Here is a 24,380-nt window from a genome sequence, read left to right as displayed (position 1 = left end):
CGCTTAGTTTTGACAGCTTAGAGTTTTGACAGCTAAGTTTGGACAATCGTCTAAACATTCCAATATCACACCTAAGATATTTTTATAAATCTACGTTAACAAATTTAAAAACACTTCTTAAAAACATACAAACTTTGCAAAAACTTGACGGTTTTGGTATCTTAAAATCCAAATTTTTGTTAAAATGGTGCAATTTGTTTTTTAATGCTCATTTGACAAAAAGGAAAATCATCATGCGTTTAACCGCAAATCTTCATCATTCCCAATCGTTGCCACAGCTTACTCATGATGGACAATTAAAGCATTTTTTAAGTGTGGAGGGTTTAAGTCGTGATCTGTTAATGCAGATTATTGAAAAAGCGAACGGTTATTTGTTGGGCGATGGAAAGATTAAAAATTCCGATGAACTGGCAGGGATAACGGTGATGAATTTGTTTTTTGAAAATTCCACACGCACTCGAACGACTTTTGAAGTTGCTCAAAAACGCCTTGGAGCCAATGTGATCAGTCTTGATATTGCCAAATCTTCTACTTCTAAGGGTGAAAGTCTTGCTGATACGTTGTGGAATTTGCAAGCGATGACGGCTGATATGTTTGTGGTGCGTCATTCATCTAGCGGGGCAATGCATTTTATGGCAAGTCAAGTTTGTCCAAAAGTTGCCGTAATTAATGCAGGTGATGGTCAACATGCTCACCCAACGCAGGCAATGTTGGATATGCTAACCATTTACCGCGAAGCAAAAAAACCCTTTGAACAATTGTCGGTTGCTATTATTGGTGATGTAAAACACAGTCGTGTGGCACGTTCTAACATTAATGCCTTGCAGACACTTGGAGTTAAGGATATCCGCGTTGTTGCTCCAAAAACCTTATTGCCAAAAGGCATTGAACGTTATGGCGTGTCTGTTTTTAATGCAATGGAACAAGGTGTAGCAGGAGCAGATGTACTCATTGGTTTACGCATTCAAAATGAACGCATTGGATCGCCTTTATTACCGTCTACTGCTGAATATTTTAAAATGTATGGCATTACCAATGAGCGGTTAAAACTGGCCAGCCCTCAGGCAATTGTCATGCACCCTGGTCCTATGAACCGCGGAGTAGAAATTGCCTCTGATGTGGCAGATGGGGTGCAATCGGTTATTTTAAAGCAGGTTAATAATGGCATTGCTGTGCGTATGGCGGTGATGGCAATGGCAATGATGGGGCAAAAACAAGCCAATGGTCAGCCCAAATGCCAACTTAACCAAACCACTAATTTAACAAAACCGCCAATTAACAAAACAGTAATAACAAGGACAAAACATGCAAAATCTACTTTGCGATCACCATACTTTTGATGTAACCAACTTGTCAAATATGCCAGACACAGCTATGCCAAATACAAAAGGCAAATGGTTGTTACCGCCCCTTGTGGATTTGTGTGGGGTGATTGCCGATAACGAACACGCCAGTATCAAAACTGAAAGTCAATCTGCCAAAGCGAACGGTTTTTTACACGTTTGTACACCGCCAACTTATGAAAGACCGCTTGACAATGTGTCTGTGCTTGATGATTTGGCAAAAAAAGCATCCGAGCATGGCATAAATTTGCACTTTATCGGTGCATTAACCCAAAATCTCAATGGTGAAAAACTTGCCAATATCGCAAGTTTAAAAAACAAAACCGTTGCAGTATCTAATGGACGCTGTGGTTTTGCAAATGACGATGTGTTGCTTCGTGCTTTAGAATATGCCAAAACTTTTGACATTAAAGTGTTTTTTTATCCCAATGAACCAAGTCTATCCAAAAACGGCGTTGCCCATGACGGCTATGTCGCAAGCTATCACGGCCTGATGGGCATTCCGTGGATTGCTGAAACCGTCGCACTTGCCAAGCAGTTGTTGATTGTAGAAGAAACCGATGTAACGGCACATTTTAGCCAGTTAAGCTGTAGATCATCGATTGAACTGATTCGTAACGCTAAGGCAAAGGGCTTACCAGTTACCTGCGATGTTGCTATGCATCAATTGCACTTAACCGATGATGCGATAGACGGCTATAACACGCTTGCTTATGTCATTCCTCCTTTGCGATCCAATACTGACCAAAAAGCACTGCTTAAAGGCTTACAAGATGGCACAATTGATGCAATTTGCAGTCATCACGAGCCTGTGAATTTAACCGCCAAAAAAGCCCCTTTTGCTGACAGTGTGGCAGGGATTAATGGTTTTGACACTTTTATGGCCTTGGGCGTAAAACTTGTCAATGACGGCATTTTAACCGCCAAACAACTGGTTGAAAAAATTTCAATCAATCCGGCCAAAATTGCCAATATTGACAACACGCATGGGGCGATTTTGGTAAATCCGGCTTTGGCATGGACAGTCAATCATGACAATTTAACCTCGCATGGCAAAAACACACCGTTTATTAACCAAACATTGGTGGGTAAAGTAGAGCAGGTGTTTTTTGATTAACCATCAAAATCTGCTATAATTGACAATTTTGTCATCATTTATCAACAATTGTTAATAAACAATTGTTTATCAATAATATAATTGTTTATCAAGAACAAAGTAAAACCAAAAAATGAGTAAAAGCATGAAAAAAATTCCACACGTATTGATGATTTTAGACGGTTTTGGACATCGCGAAGATTCAAAAGACAATGCGATCGCCCATGCCAATACCCCAAATTTAGACAAAATTTACCAAACCTATCCGCACGGTTTAATCTCAGGTTCGGGTGAAGATGTTGGATTGCCTGATGGGCAGTTTGGCAACTCGGAAGTTGGACATATGAATTTGGGGGCAGGGCGTGTGTTGTATCAAGACTCAACGCGTATCCATAAAGAAATCCGCGAAAAAACTTTTTTTGACAATACGGTGCTGCTAGAAGCGGTACAGATAGCCAAACAAAAATCAGCCAATGTGCATGTTATGGGTTTGTTGTCTGACGGTGGCGTTCATGCACACCAAGATCATTTGGTTGCAATGTGTGAATTGGCGTTACAGCAAGGCATGGATAAAGTGTTTGTGCATGCATTTTTAGATGGACGCGACACGCCTCCAAAAAGTGCCGATCATTATTTAGCAATTTTTCAAAAAAGTTTAGATAAACTAAATCATACATACGCAGGCAATGCCTATGTGATAAGTGTGATTGGGCGGTATTTTGCCATGGACAGGGATAAGCGTTGGGATAGGGTGCAACAAGCGTATGATTTGTTAACACTGGCAAAAGCCGATCGTGTGGCAAACTCAAGCACTGATGCGATACAACAGGCATATGAAAATGATGAAACCGACGAATTTGTTAAGCCCACCTTTATTCAGTATGCAGAAAAACCAAATGATTTTGGCAAAATCAACGACAATGACAGCGTGATTTTTATGAATTTTCGGGCTGATAGAGCAAGGCAAATTAGCCAAGCCTTGGTAGAAAATGATTTTGCAGGATTTGTGCGTATTGCACAACCAAAAATTAGCCGTTTTGTCATGCTAACCAAATATTCCGATGAATTGCAAAACAATGCACTAATCAATACCGCGTTTATGCCTGCCAAACTTACCAATACTTTGGGCGAATTTTTACAAAATCACAACAAAACTCAACTGCGCATTGCTGAAACCGAAAAATACGCCCACGTTACTTTTTTCTTTAGTGGCGGGCGTGAGCAAGAATATCAAGGCGAGACGCGGATTTTGATCGACTCGCCTAAGGTTGCTACTTATGACTTAAAGCCAGAAATGAGTGCGTTTGAGGTTACTGAACAATTGCAAAATGCGATCGATTCAGGTGATTATGATGTGTTGATTGTCAATTACGCCAATGGTGATATGGTTGGACATACTGGCGTGTTTTTAGCGACGGTTAAGGCGGTTGAGGCTTTGGACAGTTGCATTGGCAAAATAGCCAATACGGTGCTTGCCAATCATGGACATTTGTTGATTACTGCCGATCACGGTAATTGTGAACAAATGTTGGATTATGACAATGGTCAGGTTCACACGCAGCACACCACAGAACTTGTGCCACTGATTTATATTCACGAAAATGCCACACCAAGCACCGTAAGCGTGCGTCAAGGCGGTAAATTATCCGATATTGCACCGACGATTTTGGCATTAATGGGGCTTGAAAAACCAAGCGAAATGACAGGCGAAACCTTGTTAAATTTTAACTAAGTTTAATTATTTTTTAACTAAGTTTAATTGTTGATAATTTAATTGTTGATAAAATTTGACAAAAACGGATAATTTTATGCCAAAACTTGTAACCAAACCGTGCATTTTTTGCCAAAAAACCTTAACCCTGAAGCCCTTAAAACTTAAATCTTTAAAATTTATAAAGGGTTGGATTTTGTTATTGCCAGTTTTTTGTCAAACTGTATTTGCCAATCCATCTGCTACCACGATGCCAATTTTTGCTACAACGCCAATTGCTACTACAACGCCAATTGTTGCCGAAATACCAAATGAAGCAAAAGTACCAAATGAAGCAGATGACGGCGGCGAGGTGGAGATCGCTGATGATTTAGGTTTTGTGCCTGATTTGTCTGAGGTTGATGTGGATAAACTTGCCCAAATTGCCGAAGAAAATCCTGATATCGGACAGGCGGCCAACATACCGCTTGGTGCAATTGCACCATCAACCATTGCCAAATTTGTCAAAATGATTGATGTTGTGCGCCAAGATTATGTGGAAACGGTTGATGATGAACAATTGTTTGTTAATGCGATGAACGGTGTGTTAACAAGGCTCGATCCTTATTCTGAATATTTAGATGCCAAGGCGTTTGAAAATTTACGCTTGTTTACCGAGGGCGATGTCGGTAGTATTGGCGTACAAGTTAGCTATCACCCAGATGAAAAAATGTGGGTGTTTGATGATGTCTTAGCCAATTCACCCGCCGATCAAGCAGGCATTCAGCCGGGTTATTATTTGCACCAAATCAATGACAACAAATTAAACGATGAACAAACCCAACAAGACATTGAACAGGTTTTATCGGGCATTGCAGGCACAAGTTTAAAATTGACAATTTCTGACAAGGGTAGGCGTAAGCACAGTGTGAATGTACAGCGCAATTTGGTAGAACAACAATCGGTGCAAGCTCGCATGGATCAAGGCGTGGTTATTGTACAAATTCCTGTATTTCAAAACAACACCTTGCAACAAGTTATGCGTGCAATTGCAGGGCTAGAAGAGCCGTTTAATGCGGTGATTTTAGATGTGCGTAATAATCCAGGTGGTGTGTTGTCATCTGCCAATGATGTGGCAAGTTTGTTTATGAACAATAAAATGTTGGTGCAAATCAAAAATCGCAATGGCTTGCAAGAAACCATGAAAACCTATCATAACGCCCGCCTTGCCAATGTACCGTTGGCGGTGATTCAAAACCGTTATTCAGCCTCGGCCGCCGAGGTATTGGCAAGTGCCTTGCAAGAAAACCAACGTGCCAAAATCTACGGTGAAACCAGTTATGGCAAAGGTTCAATTCAAAGCATCATACCTGTCAATGATAACGAAGCGGTAAAATTAACCGTAGCTCATTATTATTCAGGCAAAGGGCGACAAATTGACGGCGTGGGCGTTAAAGCCGATGTTGAGTTGAAAAATGGTGAAAAAATGTGGGAAAACCAAGTGTTGCAACAAATGTTACAGACCAGTCGCCCCACTTTTTATCAGTTGCACAATACACCGAATGTACAGGAATTTTGACACAAGCAAATGCCACAAAACTAAGGCGTGGTTGCTAGCTTAGTATTTGTTCTTGGTGGTTGTTAGTAGCTGTGGATCAACCGCGTCTAAATCTGTTGCTTGTAGTTTTGGGTAGTCTTTTTTGCAAAAAGTTGGATCAAGGCGACAAATTGCATTTTGTAATTCATCAAGCCGTGCTTCGGATTGACGAATGTGTTCTAGCATTTTGATAAAACTCAATGCCACAGGATCTTGTGTGTTTGGATCAATGCCATATTGATGAAACGCTTTGGTAAATTGGCTAAAATCAGGGTTATTGCTTGGCTGTTTGGCATCGTTTGCGTTTGTAGCGTTTTGACAAGGTTTATCGTTTGGTTTTTCGTGATGTTTGGGGCTTACAGGATTGTTGCTAACCAAGCTGTCAAGTCCGACTTTTTCTGCCAAATTTTTTTCTTGAATAAGTCTGGCGGCATTGCCAACCATGGTAGCTCCAGCGGGTACTTCTTTGACAACCACGGCGTTGGAGCCAATTTTGGCATATTTACCGACATTAAAACCGCCCAGTACTTTTGCACCTGCTCCAACCACCACACCATCTTCTAACGTTGGGTGGCGTTTGCCTGCGTTGAGTGAAACGCCGCCTAAGGTTACACCGTGATACAAGGTTACATCATCACCAATTTCAGCGGTTTCACCAATGACCACGCCCATACCGTGATCAATAAAAAATCTGCGTCCAATTTTTGCTGCAGGGTGAATTTCAATGCCTGTTAAAAAGCGATTGCCAAAGGAAATAAAACGTGCCAAACCTTTTTGATCGGCATGCCAAACCATATGGGCGATGCGGTGCAAAATAATGGCATGCACCCCAGGATAAGTCAACAGCACTTCAGCCGTATTGCGTGCGGCCGGATCGCGTTCAAATACAGCTTGGACATCTTCTTTAATTTCGCGACGAAAGTTGCTAAGGGCGGTTTTGAGTTTTGGTACTGAAAACATGGCTTTTTCTCAAAAATAAGGTTCGGTAAAAATAGTATTAATAGTATTTGGTTTGTCAATGTATAATTATTTGTCAATGTATAATCACAAGCAAAACATTATTATAGCAAAACTATGACGATAAAAAAACTTGTATTCAATATTGAATTGACAAGGTTGTTATAAAATCGTTTATAAAAATTCTGTTAAGACTTGATTTAAAAATAAAAAACCCTTATCACTGCATTGAATATTGCCATAAATAGCATCATCAATGTGCATTAAGCCTTGTTGCTGTAATTTTGACAAAGTTGGTGCAATTGCTTGCCAGTCTTGTCCTGTGCGTTCTTGCCAATAATGTTTTGCTATGCCTTTTTTTAGGCGCAGTCCATTCATCATAAACTCAAATGCCATGTCATCGTTGTGGATTTTTTGCCAACCAATTGTTGCTTGATTGCTTGCATAATCTTTTGGCAGGCGAGATTTGTTAAAGCGAAAAATCCCATCAGGCGTGCTGATTTTGCCATGTGCGCCTGCTCCAATTGCCAAATAATCTCCAAATTGCCAATAATTCATATTGTGTCGACAAGGCTGTGGATTATTTTCAGATGTCCAAGCAGATACTTCGTATTGACTAAAATAATTGTTAAGTAAAAATTTAGATCCTTGCTCAAAAATATCAATTAAAACATCATCTTCTGGTAAAATTGGCGTGTTGCGATAAAAAATCGTATTGGGTTCGATGGTAAGCTGATACCAAGACAAATGTGCAATACCCAAATCCACCGCTTGGTGTAAATCGTCCAATGCTTGGTTTAAATTTTGATTAGGCAAACCGTGCATTAAGTCAATATTTAGGTGAGTAAACCCTGCTTGTTTGGCGTTTTTAATTGCAGTGATTGCTTGTTGTCGGTTGTGTATCCGCCCAAGTGCCTGTAATTTTTCACTGTCAAAACTTTGTACCCCAAGCGATAAACGGTTAATTCCTGTGGCTAAATAGTCAACAAAAGGGGCGTGTTCTACTGTGGCAGGGTTGGCTTCCATGGTAATTTCACAGTCATTTGCCAATGTTAAGCGTGATTTTATGCCATAAAATAACTGGCGATATTGTTTGATCGGTAACAATGAAGGCGTGCCACCGCCGATAAAAATTGACGTAATTTCACGCTGTTGTACCCATGCAAGTTGGCCGTCTAAATCGTTTAGCAAGCAACGCACGTAGCCGTTAAAATCAATCACGCTTTTAGGTTGGTGCGAATTAAAATCACAATATGGGCATTTTTTGATGCACCAAGGAATGTGAATGTATAACGATAGTGGGATTTTGTTGATATTTAAAGTGTTTGTTGGCATGACTGTGGCGTTAAAATTTTGGCATTAAATTAAGTAGTGGTTATGTAATTTATTGGTGATACTAAATTAATAGTACTGGATTAATGATACTAAATGAATGATACTAAATGAATGATATTGGGTTAAACCAGTACTGCTTTTTTAATCAATAATTGCAATTTGATTTGTTTGTTAAATTCATTGTTGTTAAGGCTAAATAATAAATGCACTTGGCTTATGCCAACTTTAATGTCGTGCGGATTAAATTGTGCAAAATCGGCATTAAACCAAATTGCCTCAATGTTAAAAACCACATCTGTAAGACTTAGCCAAAGTTTTAGATGTTTTTCTTTTAAGATCCGAAAATCTTGTATGATAAACACGTTATCAAAAATCGGTGGCATAAAACCATGCCCCCAAATCGTTAAATTATTAATAAAATCTACAAATTGTGTGTTAAAATCTTCTGGTAATAAATTGCCATCGGTTAGCAAACTTTCTTCAAAAACACCAGGATCCAGTTCGCTTAACACTGCCTCAAACGCATCACAAAACGCACCAAAATGACGTTTTTCAATGCTAAGTCCTGCAGCCATTGCATGGCCACCAAAATGAGTGATTAATTCAGGGTAAGTTTCTGCAACACTTTCGATCGCATCGCGGATATGGATACCGGCGATGGATCTTGCTGAACCTTTGATTAAATCATTTTCACCTACAGCATCAAGGCTTGCAGGGGCAAACACAATTGCAGGCAAATGATGACTTTCTTTCAGTCTCCCTGCGACGATACCAATGACACCTTGATGCCAGTCATCTTGGTATAAAATAATGCTGCGTTTGGTTGTTGGATTTTTGCTGTCCGCGGTTTTGCTGTCTGTTGTTTTGTTATCTGTGGTTAACGATTGATTTTGCAAAATAACGCCAGCCTGTTCTTGTATGTTTTGTTCTACTTGACGGCGCTCAAGGTTTAATTTATTTAACTTAACAGCCAATTCATTTGCCTGTTGCCAATCATCGCTTAACAAACATTCAATGCCAACTCGCATATTGTCCATACGCCCTGCGGCATTAATCCGTGGGCCTAGGATAAAACCAAAATCTTGTGCGGTCATTTCACAAGGCTGTCTGCTTGCTTGTTCTAGTAGTGCCAAAATACCCACGCAACACCGCTTTTTTCGGATAGCAATGAGTCCATGATGTACCAAAATCCGGTTGTTTTGATCCAAAAACCCCACATCGGCAATCGTGCCTAATGCCACCAAATCCAAATATTTACTCACTTGGACGCTGGTTTTTTGTTGTTGACGGCGGATTTTTGCCAAACTTCCTAGCACATAAAACGCCACACCAACACCCACTAACGATTTACTAGCAAAACCACAGCCAGGCTGATTGGGGTTAACCACGGCATCGGCATTTGGTATGGCTTTTGTGGTTAAATGGTGATCGGTGATAATCACGGTTAAGCCGTGTTGTTTGGCACGTTCTACGCCGGCATGACTGGAAATGCCATTATCCACCGTAACAATCAAATCAGGCTGATAGCTTGCAACACCTAAATCCACGATTTTTGGAGTTAAGCCATAGCCATATTTAAAACGGTCAGGCACTAAAAAATCAACCTTTGCCTCCATTGCTTGTAATACACGCACCATTAAGGCGGTACTGGTTGCCCCATCACAGTCAAAATCACCAATGATTAAAATTTTTTGTTGATTGTCAATAGCAAAATCCAGTAAAGCGACGGCACGATCAATACCCAACAATTGATTGGCAGGCAATAACGCACCCAAATCCATGTCCAGTTCAGTTGGTGCAATTACCCCTCGCCCTGCCAAAACCCTGGCTAAGGTTGTGGATTGTTTGGCGAGTGGGGCTAATTGGTATAATGTTGTCGATAATTGTTGCAAAAATTTGTCATTATCTATGCGTGGCGTAAGTTTTAGCATGGTTTTTTGTGCGTGTTGTTAAATTGTGCGTGTTGTCAAAAGTAAGCATGATCAAAAAGATGCTATGATCTAAAAATTTGCCAAAAAAAGCAAGTAAAATTATGCAAATGAACAACAATTCATCAAAAATTAATCAAACAAAGTGTATAAAAATTGGCATTTTTATTAAAAATTGGTTATTATAATGCATTTAATTTTTGTTCTTTTAAGTTTATGAGTTATTTGCCTTATGAGTGATTTACATCTTTATGATACGTTAACCGCCAAAAAACGCCCATTTACTCCGATTGAAGATGGTAAAGTTGGGTTGTATGTTTGTGGTATGACAGTGTATGATTATTGTCATATTGGACATGCTCGCGTGATGGTAAGTTTTGATGTGATTTATCGTTGGCTTTCGCGTTTTTATCAGGTGAATTATGTGCGTAACATTACCGATATTGACGACAAAATTATCAAGCGTGCTGGCGAAAATGGTGAAAGTATCTTTACTTTAACCGAGCGATTTACCAAGGCTATGCACGAAGATGCCGATAATTTGGGCTGTTTGAGGCCAACGCACGAGCCAAAAGCTACCGATTACATTCCTCAAATGCTAAACATGATAACAACGTTACAAAACAAACAACTTGCTTATCAAGGCGATAGCGGTGATGTGTATTATAAAGTGGAAAATTTTGCTGATTATGGCAAATTATCCAAACGCCGTTTGGCGGATATGCAAGCTGGGATACGGGTTGATACGGCTGATGACAAACAAAATCCATTTGATTTTGTGTTGTGGAAATCTGCCAAAGAGTCCGAACCTGATGAAACAAAATGGCAAAGCCCATTTGGTCAAGGCAGGCCAGGGTGGCATATTGAATGTTCGGCTATGAGTACTTGTTGCTTAGGGGATAATTTTGACATTCATGGCGGAGGGCATGATTTACAATTTCCGCACCACGAAAATGAAATTGCCCAAAGTGAGGGGGCAACTCAAAAACCTTATGCCAATAATTGGTTGCATGTTGGTTTTGTCAATGTTGATGGTGAAAAAATGAGTAAATCCTTAAACAATTTTTTTACCATTCGTGATGTGTTAAAGGATTTTCATGCCGAGGTTATTCGCTTTTTTATGTTGTCAAGTCATTACAGAAGTCCGATTAACTTTTCTGATACGGCCTTAAAAGAAGCCCATGCCAGTTTAAGCCGTTTATATCATGCGTTAAAATTGTTTCATGATGATGAAATTATCATCGATGAGTGTGTTTGGCAAAGCGACTATGGACAAGCATTTAGCCGTGCAATGCATGATGACTTTAACACACCAAAAGCGTTAAGCGTTTTATTTCAGCTTGTGGGTGAAATTAATAAAGCGTTTAAAAATAATGAACTTGATAAATCCAAACATTTGGCAAAAATTTTAAAAACTTTGGCAGAGCCACTAAATATTGCTCAAGCTGGGCCTAATGAATTTTTGCAAAAAAGTTTAAATGCTGATGGTTTGTCAGAAACTGAAATTTTGGCAAAAATTGATGCTCGCACACAAGCCAAAATTGACAAAAACTTTACCCTGGCAGATCAAATTCGCGATGAGTTAAACGCCCAAGGCATTGAATTAGAAGATAGCCGTGCAGGCACGATGTGGCGTCGAATTTAGATTAAGAAGGTTAAAGCAAAAAGACAAAGTAAGAAAGTACAGCAGTTTTTGCAAAAATTTTAAAAAAATAATTTTAAAAAATATTGTATTTTTTACTGTCGTGGTTTATGCTAATTCAGCTAAAAATGTTATCTAAACTAAAAATGTTATCTAAAAAAGCAAGGAATTATTATGTTTAATCATGTTGAATACTATGCAGGCGATCCGATTTTGAGTTTGATGGAAAAATTTGCCAAAGACGATCGTCCAAACAAAGTTAACCTTGGTGTTGGCGTATATTATGATGACGAGGGCAAATTGCCTGTGCTTGAATCAGTCAAAAAAGCCGAGAGTCAAATTGCCAATCCGCCAAAACCGCGTCCTTATTTGCCGATGGACGGCTTGGTTGGTTATCGCACGGCTTGCCAACATTTGTTGTTTGGTAAAGATGCAAAAATCCTAACCGACAACCGTGTTGCAACGATCGCAACGATTGGTGGATCGGGAGCGTTAAAAGTGGGTGCAGACTTTATTCACGCTTGGTTTCCTACGGCCAAATGCTATGTGAGTAAGCCAACATGGGGCAATCATATTGGTATTTTTGCAGGGGCAGGTTTTGAAGTTGAGGAATATCCTTATTATGATCCGGCGACCAATGGCATAAAATTTGACGAAATGTTGGCGTTTTTGAACGGCTTAAACAAAAATGACGTGGTGCTTCTTCACCCTTGTTGTCATAATCCGACAGGTGTGGATTTAACTTGTGAACAGTGGGATAAAGTGTTAGATGTGGTTAAATCCAAAGCTTTAATTGCGTTTATGGATATTGCATATCAAGGTTTTGGACAGGATATGGACTCTGATGTCTATGCAATTTGCAAGGCAGTGGATTTGGATTTGGCGTTTTTTGTGAGTAATTCATTTTCAAAAAACTTGTCATTATATGGTGAGCGTGTTGGCGGTTTATCCGTGGTTTGTCCAACGGCCGATGAAGCAAAACTGGTGCAAGGACAACTCCAATTTACGGTTCGCCGTATTTATTCCAGTCCACCCAGCCACGGCGGTCATGTAGTGGATATTGTGATGAATGATGAAACCTTGTTTGGTGAATGGGTAGGCGAGGTTTATACCATGCGCGATCGTATCCGTGAAATGCGCACCAAACTGCGTGATGTGTTAGAAGCAAAAGTATCGGGTAAGAGTTTTGCGTATTTAACCACTCAGCAAGGTATGTTTAGCTTTACAGGCTTAACCCCTGATCAAGTACAACGCCTCCAAGACGAATTTGCGGTGTACATGGTGTCAAATGGACGCATGTGTGTGGCAGGGTTAAATTCTGGCAATATTGACTATGTGGCCAATGCTATGGCAACGGTTTTGGCATAAACCAAAGGCATAAACCAAATTGGTGAATACCCATGAATGTTGGTGAATAAGCGTATCAGGGTGTAATTTCAGGGCGTAATTGATTTTACGCCCTTTTTGTTTTTTTTTTGAGATGGATTAATAAATTTATTGATTAATACAATTAATGATTAATAAAATTAATTATTAATAAAATTAATTAATACAATGTTATGGGTTTAAGTTTTGCTGCTTGATTTTTACATCGTGTGTGTCTTTTAAATATGTCAAATAATCTTCATATTGTGATTGGCCTAAATTATCACGAATGATTTTGGCGGTGTCTTGACGGATTTTGGTGGCAACTTGGCTATTGTCATTGCTAATTTTACCGCCGACGATAACACTTGCACCTTGTTCGGTAATTTGGCTTGTTGCAGATAATTGGTTGTCATTGGCAGGCTTGCTAAATGCTGCACTTCGCTCTTCATCTAACAGTGCAGGGTTGAAGCGATTGGTTACCCCAAAATCTTGAAATGCAATTGGTGCGTTTTGTAAACTTTTGGCATCGGTAATGGTTTTGGCAATTGTTTCAGCTTGTTTTAATGCCAAGTCTTTGGCTTTTTCGACAGTCAAGCGCTGTTTGATAATGGGCGTAGCTTCAGCTTGATTAAGCGGTTTTTTATCACGATAATTGCTTGGCTGTAGCCATACCACACGATTTGGCAATTCCATACCCACTGATGTACCGCCTTCTTTTAGTAAAGTTGGCTCAAACGCTGCTGCAATTACGGCGGGTTGATTAAGTTCGCTGTTGTTATTGAGTTTGGTGTAATTTTTTAGGCTATGACTGGCAAGATGATAACGACTTGCCAATTCTGCCACGCTTGATCCTGATACGGCATCGTTGTTGATTTTACCGATCAATTCTTGGTATGTGTTTTCGCGTTTTTGTGTGTTAATTTGTTCAATTAATTGATCTTTTACACTGTCTAGGCTTGGTGGATTTTGTCCGTTTATTTTTAATAACTGAAACAGATGGTGGCCGTAATTGGTTTGGATAGGGGCGGTAACATCGCCTACTTTTAAGCCTTGCAAGGCATTTTGGATTTTGGCAAAATCATTGGGAAACATGCTTTGGCTGATTGTGCCAATTTTACCGCCGTCATTTTTACTGCCTTCGTCTTGTGAGTATTGTTTGGCAAGCGTGGCAAAATCGGCTTTTTTAGCATCGAGCTGTTGTTTTACGTTATCCAATGTGGTTTTGGCTGTATCACCACTTACCAAAATCATCGCAACCTCGTAACTGGTTTGGTTGCCAGTTTGTGCCAAATATTGTTGATACTGTTGCTCAATTTCTTGATCACTTGGTGCTGGAATGTTGAGGTTGTTTTTATCCAAAACCAAATAGTTTAAATCCAACATTTCTTCACTGTTAAGTTTGTCTTTATTTTTTTGGTAGTAGCTGTTAATTTCAGTATCGGATAGACTGACTTGTGGGGCAAAATTTTGCCAATCAAGGCGTGCAATCCACAACGGACGCACTTCAGTTTGCATATCGATAAAACGCTCCACACCTGTATTGGCAAAAATTGCTGTGGTTACAATGCCACGTCCAAACGCAGAAATGGTCTCATCATCACGCAAACGTGCAAATAACTGGTCTTTATTAATGCCTTGCGAACGCAAATAATTGCCAAACTGTTCATTGGAAAATTTACCATCTGCCCCTTGAAAACTTGGGTGCATAACAAGCATTTGGGTCAAACTTGCATCTGAAACCGTAAAGCCTAACTTTTTGGCTTGTTGCAACAATAACGCACGATCAATCAAACCACTTAGTACTTGTTTACGCAGGGCATTGTCATTAATTAAACTTGTATCGCCATTAACGCTTTCTAGCAAACTTTCGCGGCGTTGATTTACCATGTTTTGTAGGGCAGATGCACTGATGTCTTGCTCGCCTGCTTTGGCAACTGCATTCGGATCATCGCCTTGATGCACAATGGACTCAAAACCTGTAATCACTAAGGGTAATAAAAATATAATGAGCAGCCCTTTTCCCACCCAACCTTTTAAAAACGCTCGTAATGCTTCCATTTTGGCTCGCTTTATTCATTAAACAGTTGTTAACTAAGTTGTTGTAACGGTAAGTGTCAAAAAATTAACTTAACATTTTAATCTATTTTGGTTAAAAAAGCTATGAATAACCATAATTTTTGCTTAATGCCGTGTTTTATTGTGTGGATTAATTTTTTGATTTAGATGTTTATCTGGTTTTGATAACAATTTAACACGATTTTATCATTTTTATCATTGTAATTTTAGTAAAATTGGTTTAATCTAAATGCCTTTTTTAGTTTATTTTTCCTTTTTTAGTTTATTTTTTTTAGTTTTGACAAAATTTACATTGAATTTTTATGGATAGTATTGAGTTTTTATGAGTATTTTAGCCGATTTACAGCAAAATTTAACCCAATTTTGGCAGTTGGATTATCATCAGCATGCCAATTTAAATCAAACCTTACAAGCGGTGCAAACTTGGCAACGACAGCGGTTGTTTACAACGCATCAAGCATTATTTACCAAACCTGAAAACCAATTAATGGCAAATTTTTTAATTGAGCAATTGTATGGTGGCGACAAATTTGATTTGCTTGCCAAACAATTAGAACGCATGGCAAAAAAAGGTGAAAAAGTTGAAAAATTTATTCCGCAAAAAAGCCTAGAAACAGCGATTATGGGGGTGAAAGAAGCGATTTTTGCACTTGAGCTTGATCTGCAACTTGCCAACTATTTATTGCAAAATAACTTAATAGTCAATGAAGAAAACATAATAATTGCTTACCAAGCAGTCAACGCAAAAACCGAAAGAGAGCAACAACTCAAAAACTTGGCATTGACATATGAGTTTACCCAAAAGCATTTAAAATCGTTTTTGGTGCAAAAAACCTTTGACATGGCAAAACCGCTTGCTTTTAAACATGGATTTGATGTTTTGTATCAGTTTGTTGAAGATGGTTTTGTGGCGATGAAGCCGATTAAAAACATGAAGGATTTTATTGATCCGTTTTGTGCCAAAGAGCAACAAATTATCGATAATATTTACGCACAAAAAACCGCTCCTTTTCAAGTGTCGTCTTAAGGCAAAATTATGACCAAACAAAATTTTAGCAATCCTTTGGATTTACCAGTATCAACTCCGCAAGGACAACAATTAACTCGCGAACAAATTAACCAATCATCAAGCGAAACAACGCTGTCAGGTTTTGATAAATCAGCGATTTATAATCCGCACACAGCCGAAACCGATGGTGATGAAGAGACACATTTTGGTTATCAAACGGTAAAAAAATCACAAAAGCAAGAAAAAGTTGCCGAAGTTTTCACCTCGGTTGCCAAAAAATATGACATTATGAACGATTTGATGTCATTTGGCATTCATCGTTTGTGGAAGCGTTACGCCATTAGTTTAACAGGCGTGCGAGCAGGGCAGAATGTGCTGGACATTGCAGGCGGAACTGGGGATTTGGCAAAAGTGTTTAGTAAAGAAGTCGGTCGCACAGGGCATGTGGTGCTATCAGATATTAACGAGGCTATGCTTGAGGTTGGGCGTGAGCGTTTGATTAATGCAGGCTGTAATAATGTAGATTTTGTGCTTGCCAATGCAGAAAATCTTGAACCATTTGCTGATGAAAGTTTTGATTTGGTAACGATTAGCTTTGGTTTGCGCAATGTTACAGACAAAGATGCAGCCTTGCGTGCGATGTATCGTGTGTTAAAAAAAGGCGGACGTTTGTTGGTTCTTGAATTTTCTAAACCTGTGTTTGAACCACTTTCTAAGGCCTATGATTTATACTCGTTTACCGCTTTGCCCCTCATGGGTAAAATCGTAGCAAATGACAGCGAAAGTTATCAATATTTGGCAGAGTCTATCCGCATGCATCCGGATCAACGCACGCTAAAATCTATGATGGTAGAGGCAGGTTTTGTCAATTGTGATTATCACAATTTAACCGGTGGTATTGTGGCTGTACATCGCGGTTTTAAAAAGTGAGTTTTTTAAACCTTTGTGCGTAATGTGCTAGAATCTGTGCTTACAAAAAGGCAAAATGACTATGTTGGCTGTGTTATCTCTTGTTGTGATTGAAAAAATTATCAATGTCGCCATTGCAAGCGATCCAATTACGCAGTTAAATTTGCAAGTATTAACAGGCAAAACCTTGCGTATCGTGATTGGTGAACCGCGGCTAAAAATTGACGTCTTGTTTAATGAAAAGCGTATTCGTTTTGAACCGGTGTTACAAAAAAGTGCAATTTTTGAGTCCAAAGCTGAAGGTTTGGCTCATCATTTGCCCAATTTGCCCAATGCGACAATTTTTGCGAAAAATTTGGCGGATTTGTTCACCCAAATTCGTCAAAATAGCCTAAGCAAATATCCCAAAATCTACCCTGATGAATTTGATCCAAACGAAGAAGCCGAAACTCAATTTTTAGCAGAAGTTGAACAACTGTTGGCAAATTTTGAGCCTGATATCATCGCAAAACTACAGCCACTCATCGGATTACCATTGGCAAGCCAACTGGCTAATTTGACTGATTTTTTGGCAAAGCAAACCCAAAAAAATGGGTGAAATCTCATCATTTCACCCATGCTAGATAATTTTGTTAATATTTTGTTAATATGTACATTTTGTTATTGTGCATTCAACCATTTTTCTTCGATGCGTTTTAATTCACCTGATTTTACCAATTCGTCGATGCCTTGATTGAGTTTGTCTAACAGTTCCTGATTGGATTTTTTGGTCATGATAACTTGTTGTGATTCTGGGTTTTCTTTGGTTTCATAGCTGACAATTTTTAGCTTATGTTTTGGATAAGATTTGGCATAATATTCAAGCAATTGACGGTCTTCAAAGGTTGCATCAATTTCATTGTTTAGTACTTTTTTAAATGCCAAAAATGACGTGTCGGTGTAGGTGCTGTTTTCTTTTCCGCCGACGGTTTCCATTTGGATCATTTGTTTGGCAACTTCCATCGCACCGACTTTTGTACCTTTTAAATCTTCAAGTTTTGCTACGGATTTGCCTTTAAATTTTGGGTTATCGGTTTTGTAAACAATTGCCGATGGTACATATAAGTATGATTTGGTTAAACCGTATTTTTGGTTACGATCTGCGTTAAACGAAATGCCTGAAATTGCCAAATCCGTTTCGCCTGCTTCTACGCTTGGAAATAGGTTTTTCCATGGCATGGGGAAAAATTCTACGCCAAAGCCTTGTTTTTCGCCAATGCTTTTGATAACATCGATATCAATGCCAATCGGCGTGCCTACGTCGTTGAGATACACAAATGGGGGCATACTGGTATTAATGGCAATTTTTAATATTTTGGCATGATTGGTGGTGTTTGATTCTGCGGTGGTTGTTTTTGTGTCGTTTGGTGTGAGGGATTCGTTAGCCTTCATACCCCCCCCATTGGTAGTGGATTGATCGCAGCCTACCATGCCGACCAAACTTGCACCCAATGTCATGACGCCAAGCCCTAAAGCTAATTTTTGAGCCAATTTTTGATAAATGTGTTTAAATGTCATAAGAAACCTTTAATAAGATAAGAGTATTAAGGCGTATTTCTGAGTACAAAATCTAAATAAAAAAAACAGAGATACGCCTTAAAATTGTTAACAAGTGTTTGAAATAACAAGTATTTTAGATTGCCAACAATTTCTTATCTAAAGTAACATAATTTAGCATTTTTTGTCAAATTTTTTATAAAAAATCATGTTAAAATAACCAAAAAAAATCTTTAAAAATCATATTTTTATTGAAAAATAATGCCAATTTATAGCGGTAATTAAAAATTAGCAACTTTAAAAAATTAATTTACATAAAATTTAATAAAAATTGGAACGATTATGCCAACCAATAAAACATCAAAAATTGAAAAACGCCAAGATGCACAACAAGATACGCAACAAATTATGGCAGTTTTGCAACAAATTGAGGAAAAAGAACACCCAACGATAAAAACCACTGTGTTAAACACCCAGTTTGAATCTGAACACGCCCAAGATTTTGTAACAAATTTTGACAACAGTCAACAAAATCCATCACTTGCAACCACAGATCCCATAATCACAGATTCTACAACCGAACATTATACCGATGATCAAATTTTAAGTGAAAGCGGTCAATTGATCGATCATACCGCTACTTTGGCAATTGACGATAATGAGGATTTATCTCAAGCGGGCATAGCGGTAGAAAGTTTAGAGGTAAGTTTAAAGCAGTGGCGATTTGGTGTGCATTGGCAGAAAACCAAAGTGTTAAAATCAGGATTGATCAATCAGCTAAAAAAACGCAAGCAGTCAATGGATTTGGATTTGGCTTGTTTGTTGTGCAATCGTTATGGCGAGGTGATAGAGCGCGTGTGGTTTAAAAATGTGCGCGATCAAGCGGAATCCGTGCGTTATCAGGGCGATGAATTGATAGGCAATGATGATAAGCCTGTGTTGACTGAAGAAAAACAGGAAAACCTTGGACTGTTTTTATTTCGTATTCCGCCTCATATTTATCAAGTTGTGTTGGTGCTTTCGTCCTATACAGGGCATGCGTTAAACCAAGTTCAACAAGGTGAATGCACGCTAAGCGATGACGAGGGCAATGTTATCTTAAAACTCAATTTACCAAAAATAAAAGAACCCATACCTGCAATTTGGCTTGCGACAATTAGCCGTTCTGCCGATAGTTGGCGCTTGATTGAACAAGTGCAAGGTTTAAAATCTTACCGACAAGCGGATTTTGAACAAGAAATTAGCGAACAATTGGTTCGTGATTCTCATTAGTTTATTAAAGATATTTATTGGTTTATTAAGAAAAACTAACCAAACAACGCCATCAACCATAAAACACTCAACAAGCACAAGGCTAAAAACTGTGCAGCCGATCCAACATCTTTACCAATTTTGGCAAGTGGGTGCTGTTTGGTAGAAGTATGGTCAATCGCGGCCTCAAGCCCTGTATTAAACAGTTCTACCACCAAAGAAAAAATACTTGCAAACAACAAAACCATTTTGACAAGCAACGAAAAAGGCATAAAAAATAACAAGACAATTAAGATTAAGTTTAGCCAAAATACTTGACGAAACGCAGCTTCATGTCGATACGCGGCTAAAAAACCATCACGCGAATAACCGGCCGCTTTGATAATGCGAGAAAGCCCTGTTGTGCCTTTGGCTTGTTGGGCGTAACCTGACAAATGTTGGTGAAATGGTTGCTTTTCGTTTGGGTGGTTCATGGTGTTTATCCAAGGCTTGTCGTCTTCAGGTTTCTCGCCAATGTTGCTTGCACTTCCTCTTTGCTCGGCGTGGCTCGTTTTGAGACTTCCTGGCGATAGTTCTCGTCCGTCGCCATGCGATTGCTGTTTGTTATTGCGGCGTCGATCCAATCTTGAATCCAAGATTGCTTCTGCTTATTCTTCTGATCCTGTGGATTGTTTGAAGCATTCATGATCTGTTTTTCCTTGTGGGTAATGGTTGAGTAAATTGGCATTAAGTGTTTAAGGTTTCATCATAAATTGCCTGTTTATCCAAAATCATTGCATCGCCGTAACTAAAAAAACGGTAATTGTTTTTGGTTGCATGAAGGTATGCATTTTTGATATTTTTTGTACCATTAAACGCTGACACAAGCATGAGTAAAGTGGATTTTGGTAAATGAAAATTGGTAATTAAGCGATCAATGACGCCAAATTTGTAAGATGGATAAATAAAAATATCCGTATCACCCGTCCAAGCGGATAGATTGGGATTGGCAAAACTTGCGGTTTTTTGAAAGGCGGTTTCTAAGACGCGCGTTACGGTTGTGCCAACGGCGATGATTTTTCCGCCTTGGCGTTTGGTTTGGTTGATCAGATCTGCTGTGGTTTGGGAAATTTCTGCATACTCGCTGTGCATTTTGTGCTGTAAAATATCCAAGGTTTTGACAGGAGCAAAAGTACCCGCTCCAACGTGAAGCGTAACAAACGCAGTGTTTACGCCGTTAGCTGTTAATTTTGTTAAAATTTTGGCATCAAAATGCAAACTTGCGGTAGGGGCGGCGACACTGGCTAATTTATTGGGATCGTGAAAAACAGTCTGATAGCGATCTGTGTCATTGTCATCGGCAGGGCGTTCAAAATAGGGCGGAATGGGTAGTGTGCCAAATTGCTCCAGCACTGGCAAAATTGGCTGATTAAATACCAAAACAAACAAATTATCCGATCGACCTTGCATGGTGGCAGTTACTTGTTGGTTGGCAAAATACAGTGTTTGGTTAATTTTTGGGCTTTTGCTCGATCTAACATGACATAAGGCAGTGTTGGTGTGATTTTTATCGTTTGGTAAAATCCGCTCCACCAAAATCTCAACCGCTCCGCCTGTGTCTTTTTGTCCAAATAGGCGTGCTTTCATGACTTTGGTGTCATTAAACACGATTAAATCCCCAGGGTTTAGTAAATTTGGCAAATCGATAAATGCCAAATCTTGCAAATCACCATGGCTATTTACATACAGCAGTTTTGAAGCACAACGTTCAGCAAGTGGATAGCGCGCAATTAAGGCGTTTGGTAAATCGTAATCAAAATCAGAAAGTTTCATAATGTGGTTGACTGTGGTTGACTGTTTTGTTGAAAAGCATTGCATTGTAAAAATCAAATTGCATCTAAACGCGGAAAAGGACGCAATTTATCTGCATCTGCCCACGCCTGCACCCATGCATCTGGCGGTAGCTTAACATCGTGATAGCCTAGGGTGTCAAGCACGGTTTTGGTGTCAATCACTTTGCCTGATTTTAAATCGGTAACGCCAGTACGCAAAAGGGCATGCGAGCAAGGTTTGCCATTTGCCCACATGGTCTGTTCCATGTAAAACCAACGATCGTCTACGGCTTTTAGGTGAGTTTTAATGCTGATTTTGTCAAACAACCGAACACGTTTTCGGTATTGAATGGTACTGCCTGCCACCACAAAACCCCACCGCCGCTTGATTAAACTTTTACCAAGCCCTGTGCGAATGGCAAAATCATTGCGTCCCAAATCAAACAACGTCAAAATCCGCCCATTGTTCATCTCTAAAAAATTATCCATATCGTTAATATTGGCAATAAGTTTAATTTCGCTTGTGTCATGAATACCAAGGGTGTTGCCTTTTTTGTAATCAAGGCTGCTTTTGACAATGTTGGTGGCTAGGCGGATAAAAGGGTACATGAGAAAATTCCAAATAAAACGATGCAAAAATGACAAATGGTGATGCACAAGCACAATTGTGCAAAACCAAAGTTATACAAAAATCATTATACAAAAAACACAATTATACAAAAAATCCAGCAAATTTGCATTAACTGTTTTAAATTGCTCGTTTTCAAGTCTTAGCGTTTTAAAGCCTTGGCTATTTTACATACTGGCTATTTTACATAAGGGGTAAACACACTGATTAGTTTATCACCAGTTACCGTAAGCACAGGCTCGCCATCTGCCCCTTGAGTAAGTTTAAATTGTCCTTGTAGTACGCTTGGTGCTAAGTCATCAAACTGCATTCTTTCAGGTTCGCACAACATGCGCGTGCTCATAATCTCGCCGATAATGACATTGTCATTGGTGAGTATGTAACTGGTAGAAAGGTTGTTACAAGTATTGCCAAATACCAACCGACCGCCTTTGTGAAAGCTGATTTGTAGTGGCGGTAATTTTTTGTCAAACAATATGCCAGCCTTAGGGTTACCCATTTTGTCAGTTACCGAGGTTAATTGCCATGTGTAATGTTGTAATTTGGCATCGCTTAACGGTAGAGTTACTGCAGAAGCAGGATTTGTGGTGGTTGTGGTTTTGCTAAACGATTGGCAAGCAGTCATTGATAAAACAGTTGCCATGCATAAAGTGGTTACAATTGGTTTTATAGAAGTTGGTTTCATAAAATTGCCCTTTTTATTTATTGATAAATTTAGTTTATTGATAAATTTAGTTTTAGTATAGCACAATTTATGTTTTATATTGTTGATGTTTTATATGGTTTGGGTTTTATATGGTTAAAGCAGCCAACGTGTTTTTAGGGTTTTTTGTTGCCATAACAAACGACTGCCAAGCAATATCGACGCCAATCCTAATGCCATTACCAAACCAATCCAAACTCCTTTTGCACCCATATCGGTAAAACGAACCAAATACGCTCCAAGCGGAATTGCCACGCCCCAATAACAAAACAAGGTGATAAACATTGGCACGCTTGTGTCTTGTAGTCCGCGCAAAATGCCTGCAAAACTTACTTGCCATGCGTCAAACAACTGATACGCCAAAGCAAAATACAGCAACAAACTGGCTTTATCGATAACCTGTGGGTTGTCGCTAAAAAATTTTGGCAATTGGGTGCGAAATACCGCTGTAAAAGTCATGGTTATTAGTGCAAGGCTGGTTGCTACCATCACGCCCAAAAGTTTAATTTGTTTTAAACTTGCATAATCTTTTGCCCCATAACGGCTTGATACCAAAATGGTTAATGCAATTGCAACCGAAAATGGCAACATAAACAATTGTGAAGAAATGCTTAAGGTTACTTGATGACTGGCAAGGGCAATTTCACCAAGCGGACTGATAATCAGTGATGCCAAACTAAAAGCACTCACCTCAAAAAAGATAGAGCACCCAATTGGTATGCCAATTGCCAATTGTTTGGCAAGTTGGACGGTTTTTGGTAGGCTAAACTGTTTAAAAAAGCGATATTGGCTAAAATCTTTATGTTTGGAAAAACTTAAATAACCAATTAGCATAACTAAATTTAACCACAAACACACCGCCGATGCATAGCCACAGCCTGCCCCACCAAACGCAGGCAAACCAAGCCAATCGATCCCATAAATAAACGCATAATTAATTGGAATATTTAACACAAGTCCAATGACACTAATTATCATGACCACTGTTGGGTGTTTTAGGGTTTCGGTATAACAGCGTAACGTTGTGTACAAACCCACCGCAGGAAAACCAAAACCAATGCCAAACAGATATTCTTTGGCAATCGGTTGGATATGATCTGGCACGCCCATCAGAGCAAACAAATGGTGCATTTGATTGACAATCACGATGCCAATAAAGCCAATCAAAACCGCAAGCCACAAAGATTGTTGAGTGATAAAAGGGATTTTTTCGCGCTGATTTTGTCCGATCACCTCACCAATCAAGGGCGTAGTAGCCAATAAAACCCCTACTGCCAGTAGCATGACAGGCAACCATAAACCCGATCCAATTGCCACGCCCGACAAATCTAACGCAGACACGCGTCCTGCCATAATGGTGTCAATCAAACCCAATCCTGATTGACAAATTTGAGTGATTAAAATTGGTAATGTTAATAAAAAAAGTTGTTGTAAGTCTTGGCGTTTGCTTGGTTTTTTTAAAATTTGCATAACAAGTAATAGTAAAACAGCTTAATAAGTA

At 39.2% G+C, this 24,380-nt stretch carries 20 protein-coding genes; 10 read left to right on the top strand and 10 right to left on the bottom strand.

Annotation, left to right across the window (positions count from 1 at the left end; genetic code table 11):
- Positions 1-233: 233 nt before the first annotated feature.
- The 4 genes from MOMA_RS07400 (at position 234) to MOMA_RS07385 (ending at position 5,708) form a co-directional block, all read left to right on the top strand.
- On the top strand, positions 234-1,340 hold the full coding sequence (locus MOMA_RS07400; protein ID WP_009501901.1) for an aspartate carbamoyltransferase catalytic subunit: 1,107 nt from the start codon (positions 234-236) through the stop codon (positions 1,338-1,340).
- Complete coding sequence (locus MOMA_RS07395) at positions 1,306-2,460, top strand: dihydroorotase (protein ID WP_009501900.1); 1,155 nt, start codon at positions 1,306-1,308, stop codon at positions 2,458-2,460. The genes MOMA_RS07400 and MOMA_RS07395 overlap by 35 nt, the downstream gene beginning before the upstream one ends.
- A gap of 124 nt (positions 2,461-2,584) precedes the next feature.
- A complete protein-coding gene (gene gpmI / locus MOMA_RS07390) occupies positions 2,585-4,171 on the top strand; it encodes a 2,3-bisphosphoglycerate-independent phosphoglycerate mutase (protein ID WP_009501899.1) in 1,587 nt (528 codons plus the stop codon).
- Between the two features lie 76 nt (positions 4,172-4,247).
- Entirely contained in the window at positions 4,248-5,708 is a 1,461-nt protein-coding gene (locus MOMA_RS07385; protein WP_009501898.1) for a S41 family peptidase, read from the top strand.
- Between the two features lie 39 nt (positions 5,709-5,747).
- Here MOMA_RS07385 and cysE read toward each other — a convergent pair whose 3' ends face one another.
- The 3 genes from cysE to recJ form a co-directional block, all read right to left on the bottom strand.
- Complete coding sequence (cysE, locus tag MOMA_RS07380) at positions 5,748-6,686, bottom strand: serine O-acetyltransferase (protein WP_009501897.1); 939 nt, start codon at positions 6,684-6,686, stop codon at positions 5,748-5,750.
- A 171-nt stretch (positions 6,687-6,857) separates the two neighbouring features.
- Positions 6,858-8,018 (bottom strand): radical SAM family heme chaperone HemW, encoded by a 1,161-nt coding sequence (gene hemW, locus MOMA_RS07375; protein WP_009501896.1) that lies wholly within the window; start codon positions 8,016-8,018, stop codon positions 6,858-6,860.
- Between the two features lie 122 nt (positions 8,019-8,140).
- Positions 8,141-9,949 carry a single-stranded-DNA-specific exonuclease RecJ gene (recJ, locus tag MOMA_RS07370; protein ID WP_009501895.1) on the bottom strand — a complete coding sequence of 603 codons (1,809 nt, stop codon included), beginning with the start codon at positions 9,947-9,949 and terminating at the stop codon, positions 8,141-8,143.
- A gap of 229 nt (positions 9,950-10,178) precedes the next feature.
- On the opposite strand from recJ, the gene cysS reads away from it, so the two are divergent.
- Both cysS and MOMA_RS07360 read left to right on the top strand, forming a co-directional pair.
- A complete protein-coding gene (cysS, locus tag MOMA_RS07365) occupies positions 10,179-11,591 on the top strand; it encodes a cysteine--tRNA ligase (protein ID WP_009501894.1) in 1,413 nt (470 codons plus the stop codon).
- Positions 11,592-11,762: 171 nt separating this feature from the next.
- Positions 11,763-12,956 carry an amino acid aminotransferase gene (locus MOMA_RS07360; protein ID WP_009501893.1) on the top strand — a complete coding sequence of 398 codons (1,194 nt, stop codon included), beginning with the start codon at positions 11,763-11,765 and terminating at the stop codon, positions 12,954-12,956.
- A gap of 189 nt (positions 12,957-13,145) precedes the next feature.
- Here MOMA_RS07360 and MOMA_RS07355 read toward each other — a convergent pair whose 3' ends face one another.
- The gene (locus MOMA_RS07355; RefSeq protein WP_009501892.1) at positions 13,146-15,014 is read right to left on the bottom strand and encodes a SurA N-terminal domain-containing protein; all 1,869 of its coding nucleotides are present in this window, start codon (positions 15,012-15,014) and stop codon (positions 13,146-13,148) included.
- Between the two features lie 340 nt (positions 15,015-15,354).
- Here MOMA_RS07355 and MOMA_RS07350 point away from each other — a divergent pair, with 340 nt between their 5' ends.
- The 3 genes from MOMA_RS07350 to MOMA_RS09600 are packed head-to-tail and all read left to right on the top strand — an operon-like array spanning position 15,355 to position 17,548.
- A complete protein-coding gene (locus MOMA_RS07350; protein ID WP_009501891.1) occupies positions 15,355-16,059 on the top strand; it encodes an FFLEELY motif protein in 705 nt (234 codons plus the stop codon).
- Between the two features lie 9 nt (positions 16,060-16,068).
- Positions 16,069-16,971, top strand: a complete 903-nt coding sequence (ubiE, locus tag MOMA_RS07345) for a bifunctional demethylmenaquinone methyltransferase/2-methoxy-6-polyprenyl-1,4-benzoquinol methylase UbiE (RefSeq protein WP_009501890.1) — start codon at positions 16,069-16,071, stop codon at positions 16,969-16,971.
- 55 nt (positions 16,972-17,026) lie between these two features.
- Positions 17,027-17,548: a hypothetical protein gene (locus MOMA_RS09600; RefSeq protein ID WP_152411814.1), complete on the top strand. Its 522-nt coding sequence runs from the start codon at positions 17,027-17,029 to the stop codon at positions 17,546-17,548.
- 62 nt (positions 17,549-17,610) lie between these two features.
- Here MOMA_RS09600 and MOMA_RS07335 read toward each other — a convergent pair whose 3' ends face one another.
- The gene (locus MOMA_RS07335; protein WP_009501888.1) at positions 17,611-18,507 is read right to left on the bottom strand and encodes a substrate-binding periplasmic protein; all 897 of its coding nucleotides are present in this window, start codon (positions 18,505-18,507) and stop codon (positions 17,611-17,613) included.
- 321 nt (positions 18,508-18,828) lie between these two features.
- On the opposite strand from MOMA_RS07335, the gene MOMA_RS07330 reads away from it, so the two are divergent.
- On the top strand, positions 18,829-19,758 hold the full coding sequence (locus tag MOMA_RS07330) for a TerD family protein (protein WP_009501887.1): 930 nt from the start codon (positions 18,829-18,831) through the stop codon (positions 19,756-19,758).
- 35 nt (positions 19,759-19,793) lie between these two features.
- On the opposite strand, the gene MOMA_RS07325 is transcribed toward MOMA_RS07330, so the two are convergent.
- The 5 genes from MOMA_RS07325 to MOMA_RS07305 all read right to left on the bottom strand — a co-directional run bounded on the left by MOMA_RS07325 (position 19,794) and on the right by MOMA_RS07305 (position 24,349).
- Positions 19,794-20,210 (bottom strand): diacylglycerol kinase, encoded by a 417-nt coding sequence (locus MOMA_RS07325; protein ID WP_009501886.1) that lies wholly within the window; start codon positions 20,208-20,210, stop codon positions 19,794-19,796.
- Between the two features lie 253 nt (positions 20,211-20,463).
- Positions 20,464-21,549 carry a tRNA preQ1(34) S-adenosylmethionine ribosyltransferase-isomerase QueA gene (queA, locus tag MOMA_RS07320; RefSeq protein WP_152411813.1) on the bottom strand — a complete coding sequence of 362 codons (1,086 nt, stop codon included), beginning with the start codon at positions 21,547-21,549 and terminating at the stop codon, positions 20,464-20,466.
- 53 nt (positions 21,550-21,602) lie between these two features.
- On the bottom strand, positions 21,603-22,157 hold the full coding sequence (locus MOMA_RS07315; RefSeq protein WP_009501883.1) for an acyl-CoA thioesterase: 555 nt from the start codon (positions 22,155-22,157) through the stop codon (positions 21,603-21,605).
- Between the two features lie 197 nt (positions 22,158-22,354).
- A complete protein-coding gene (locus MOMA_RS07310; RefSeq protein WP_009501882.1) occupies positions 22,355-22,861 on the bottom strand; it encodes an META domain-containing protein in 507 nt (168 codons plus the stop codon).
- 114 nt (positions 22,862-22,975) lie between these two features.
- Positions 22,976-24,349, bottom strand: coding sequence for an MATE family efflux transporter (locus MOMA_RS07305; RefSeq protein WP_009501881.1), 1,374 nt, complete (start codon positions 24,347-24,349; stop codon positions 22,976-22,978).
- Positions 24,350-24,380 lie beyond the last annotated feature (31 nt).

This window comes from Moraxella macacae 0408225, assembly GCF_000320365.1.
GTDB classification, from domain to species: Bacteria; Pseudomonadota; Gammaproteobacteria; order Pseudomonadales; family Moraxellaceae; genus Faucicola; species Faucicola macacae.
This window is presented reverse-complemented; position numbering and strand designations above follow the sequence as displayed.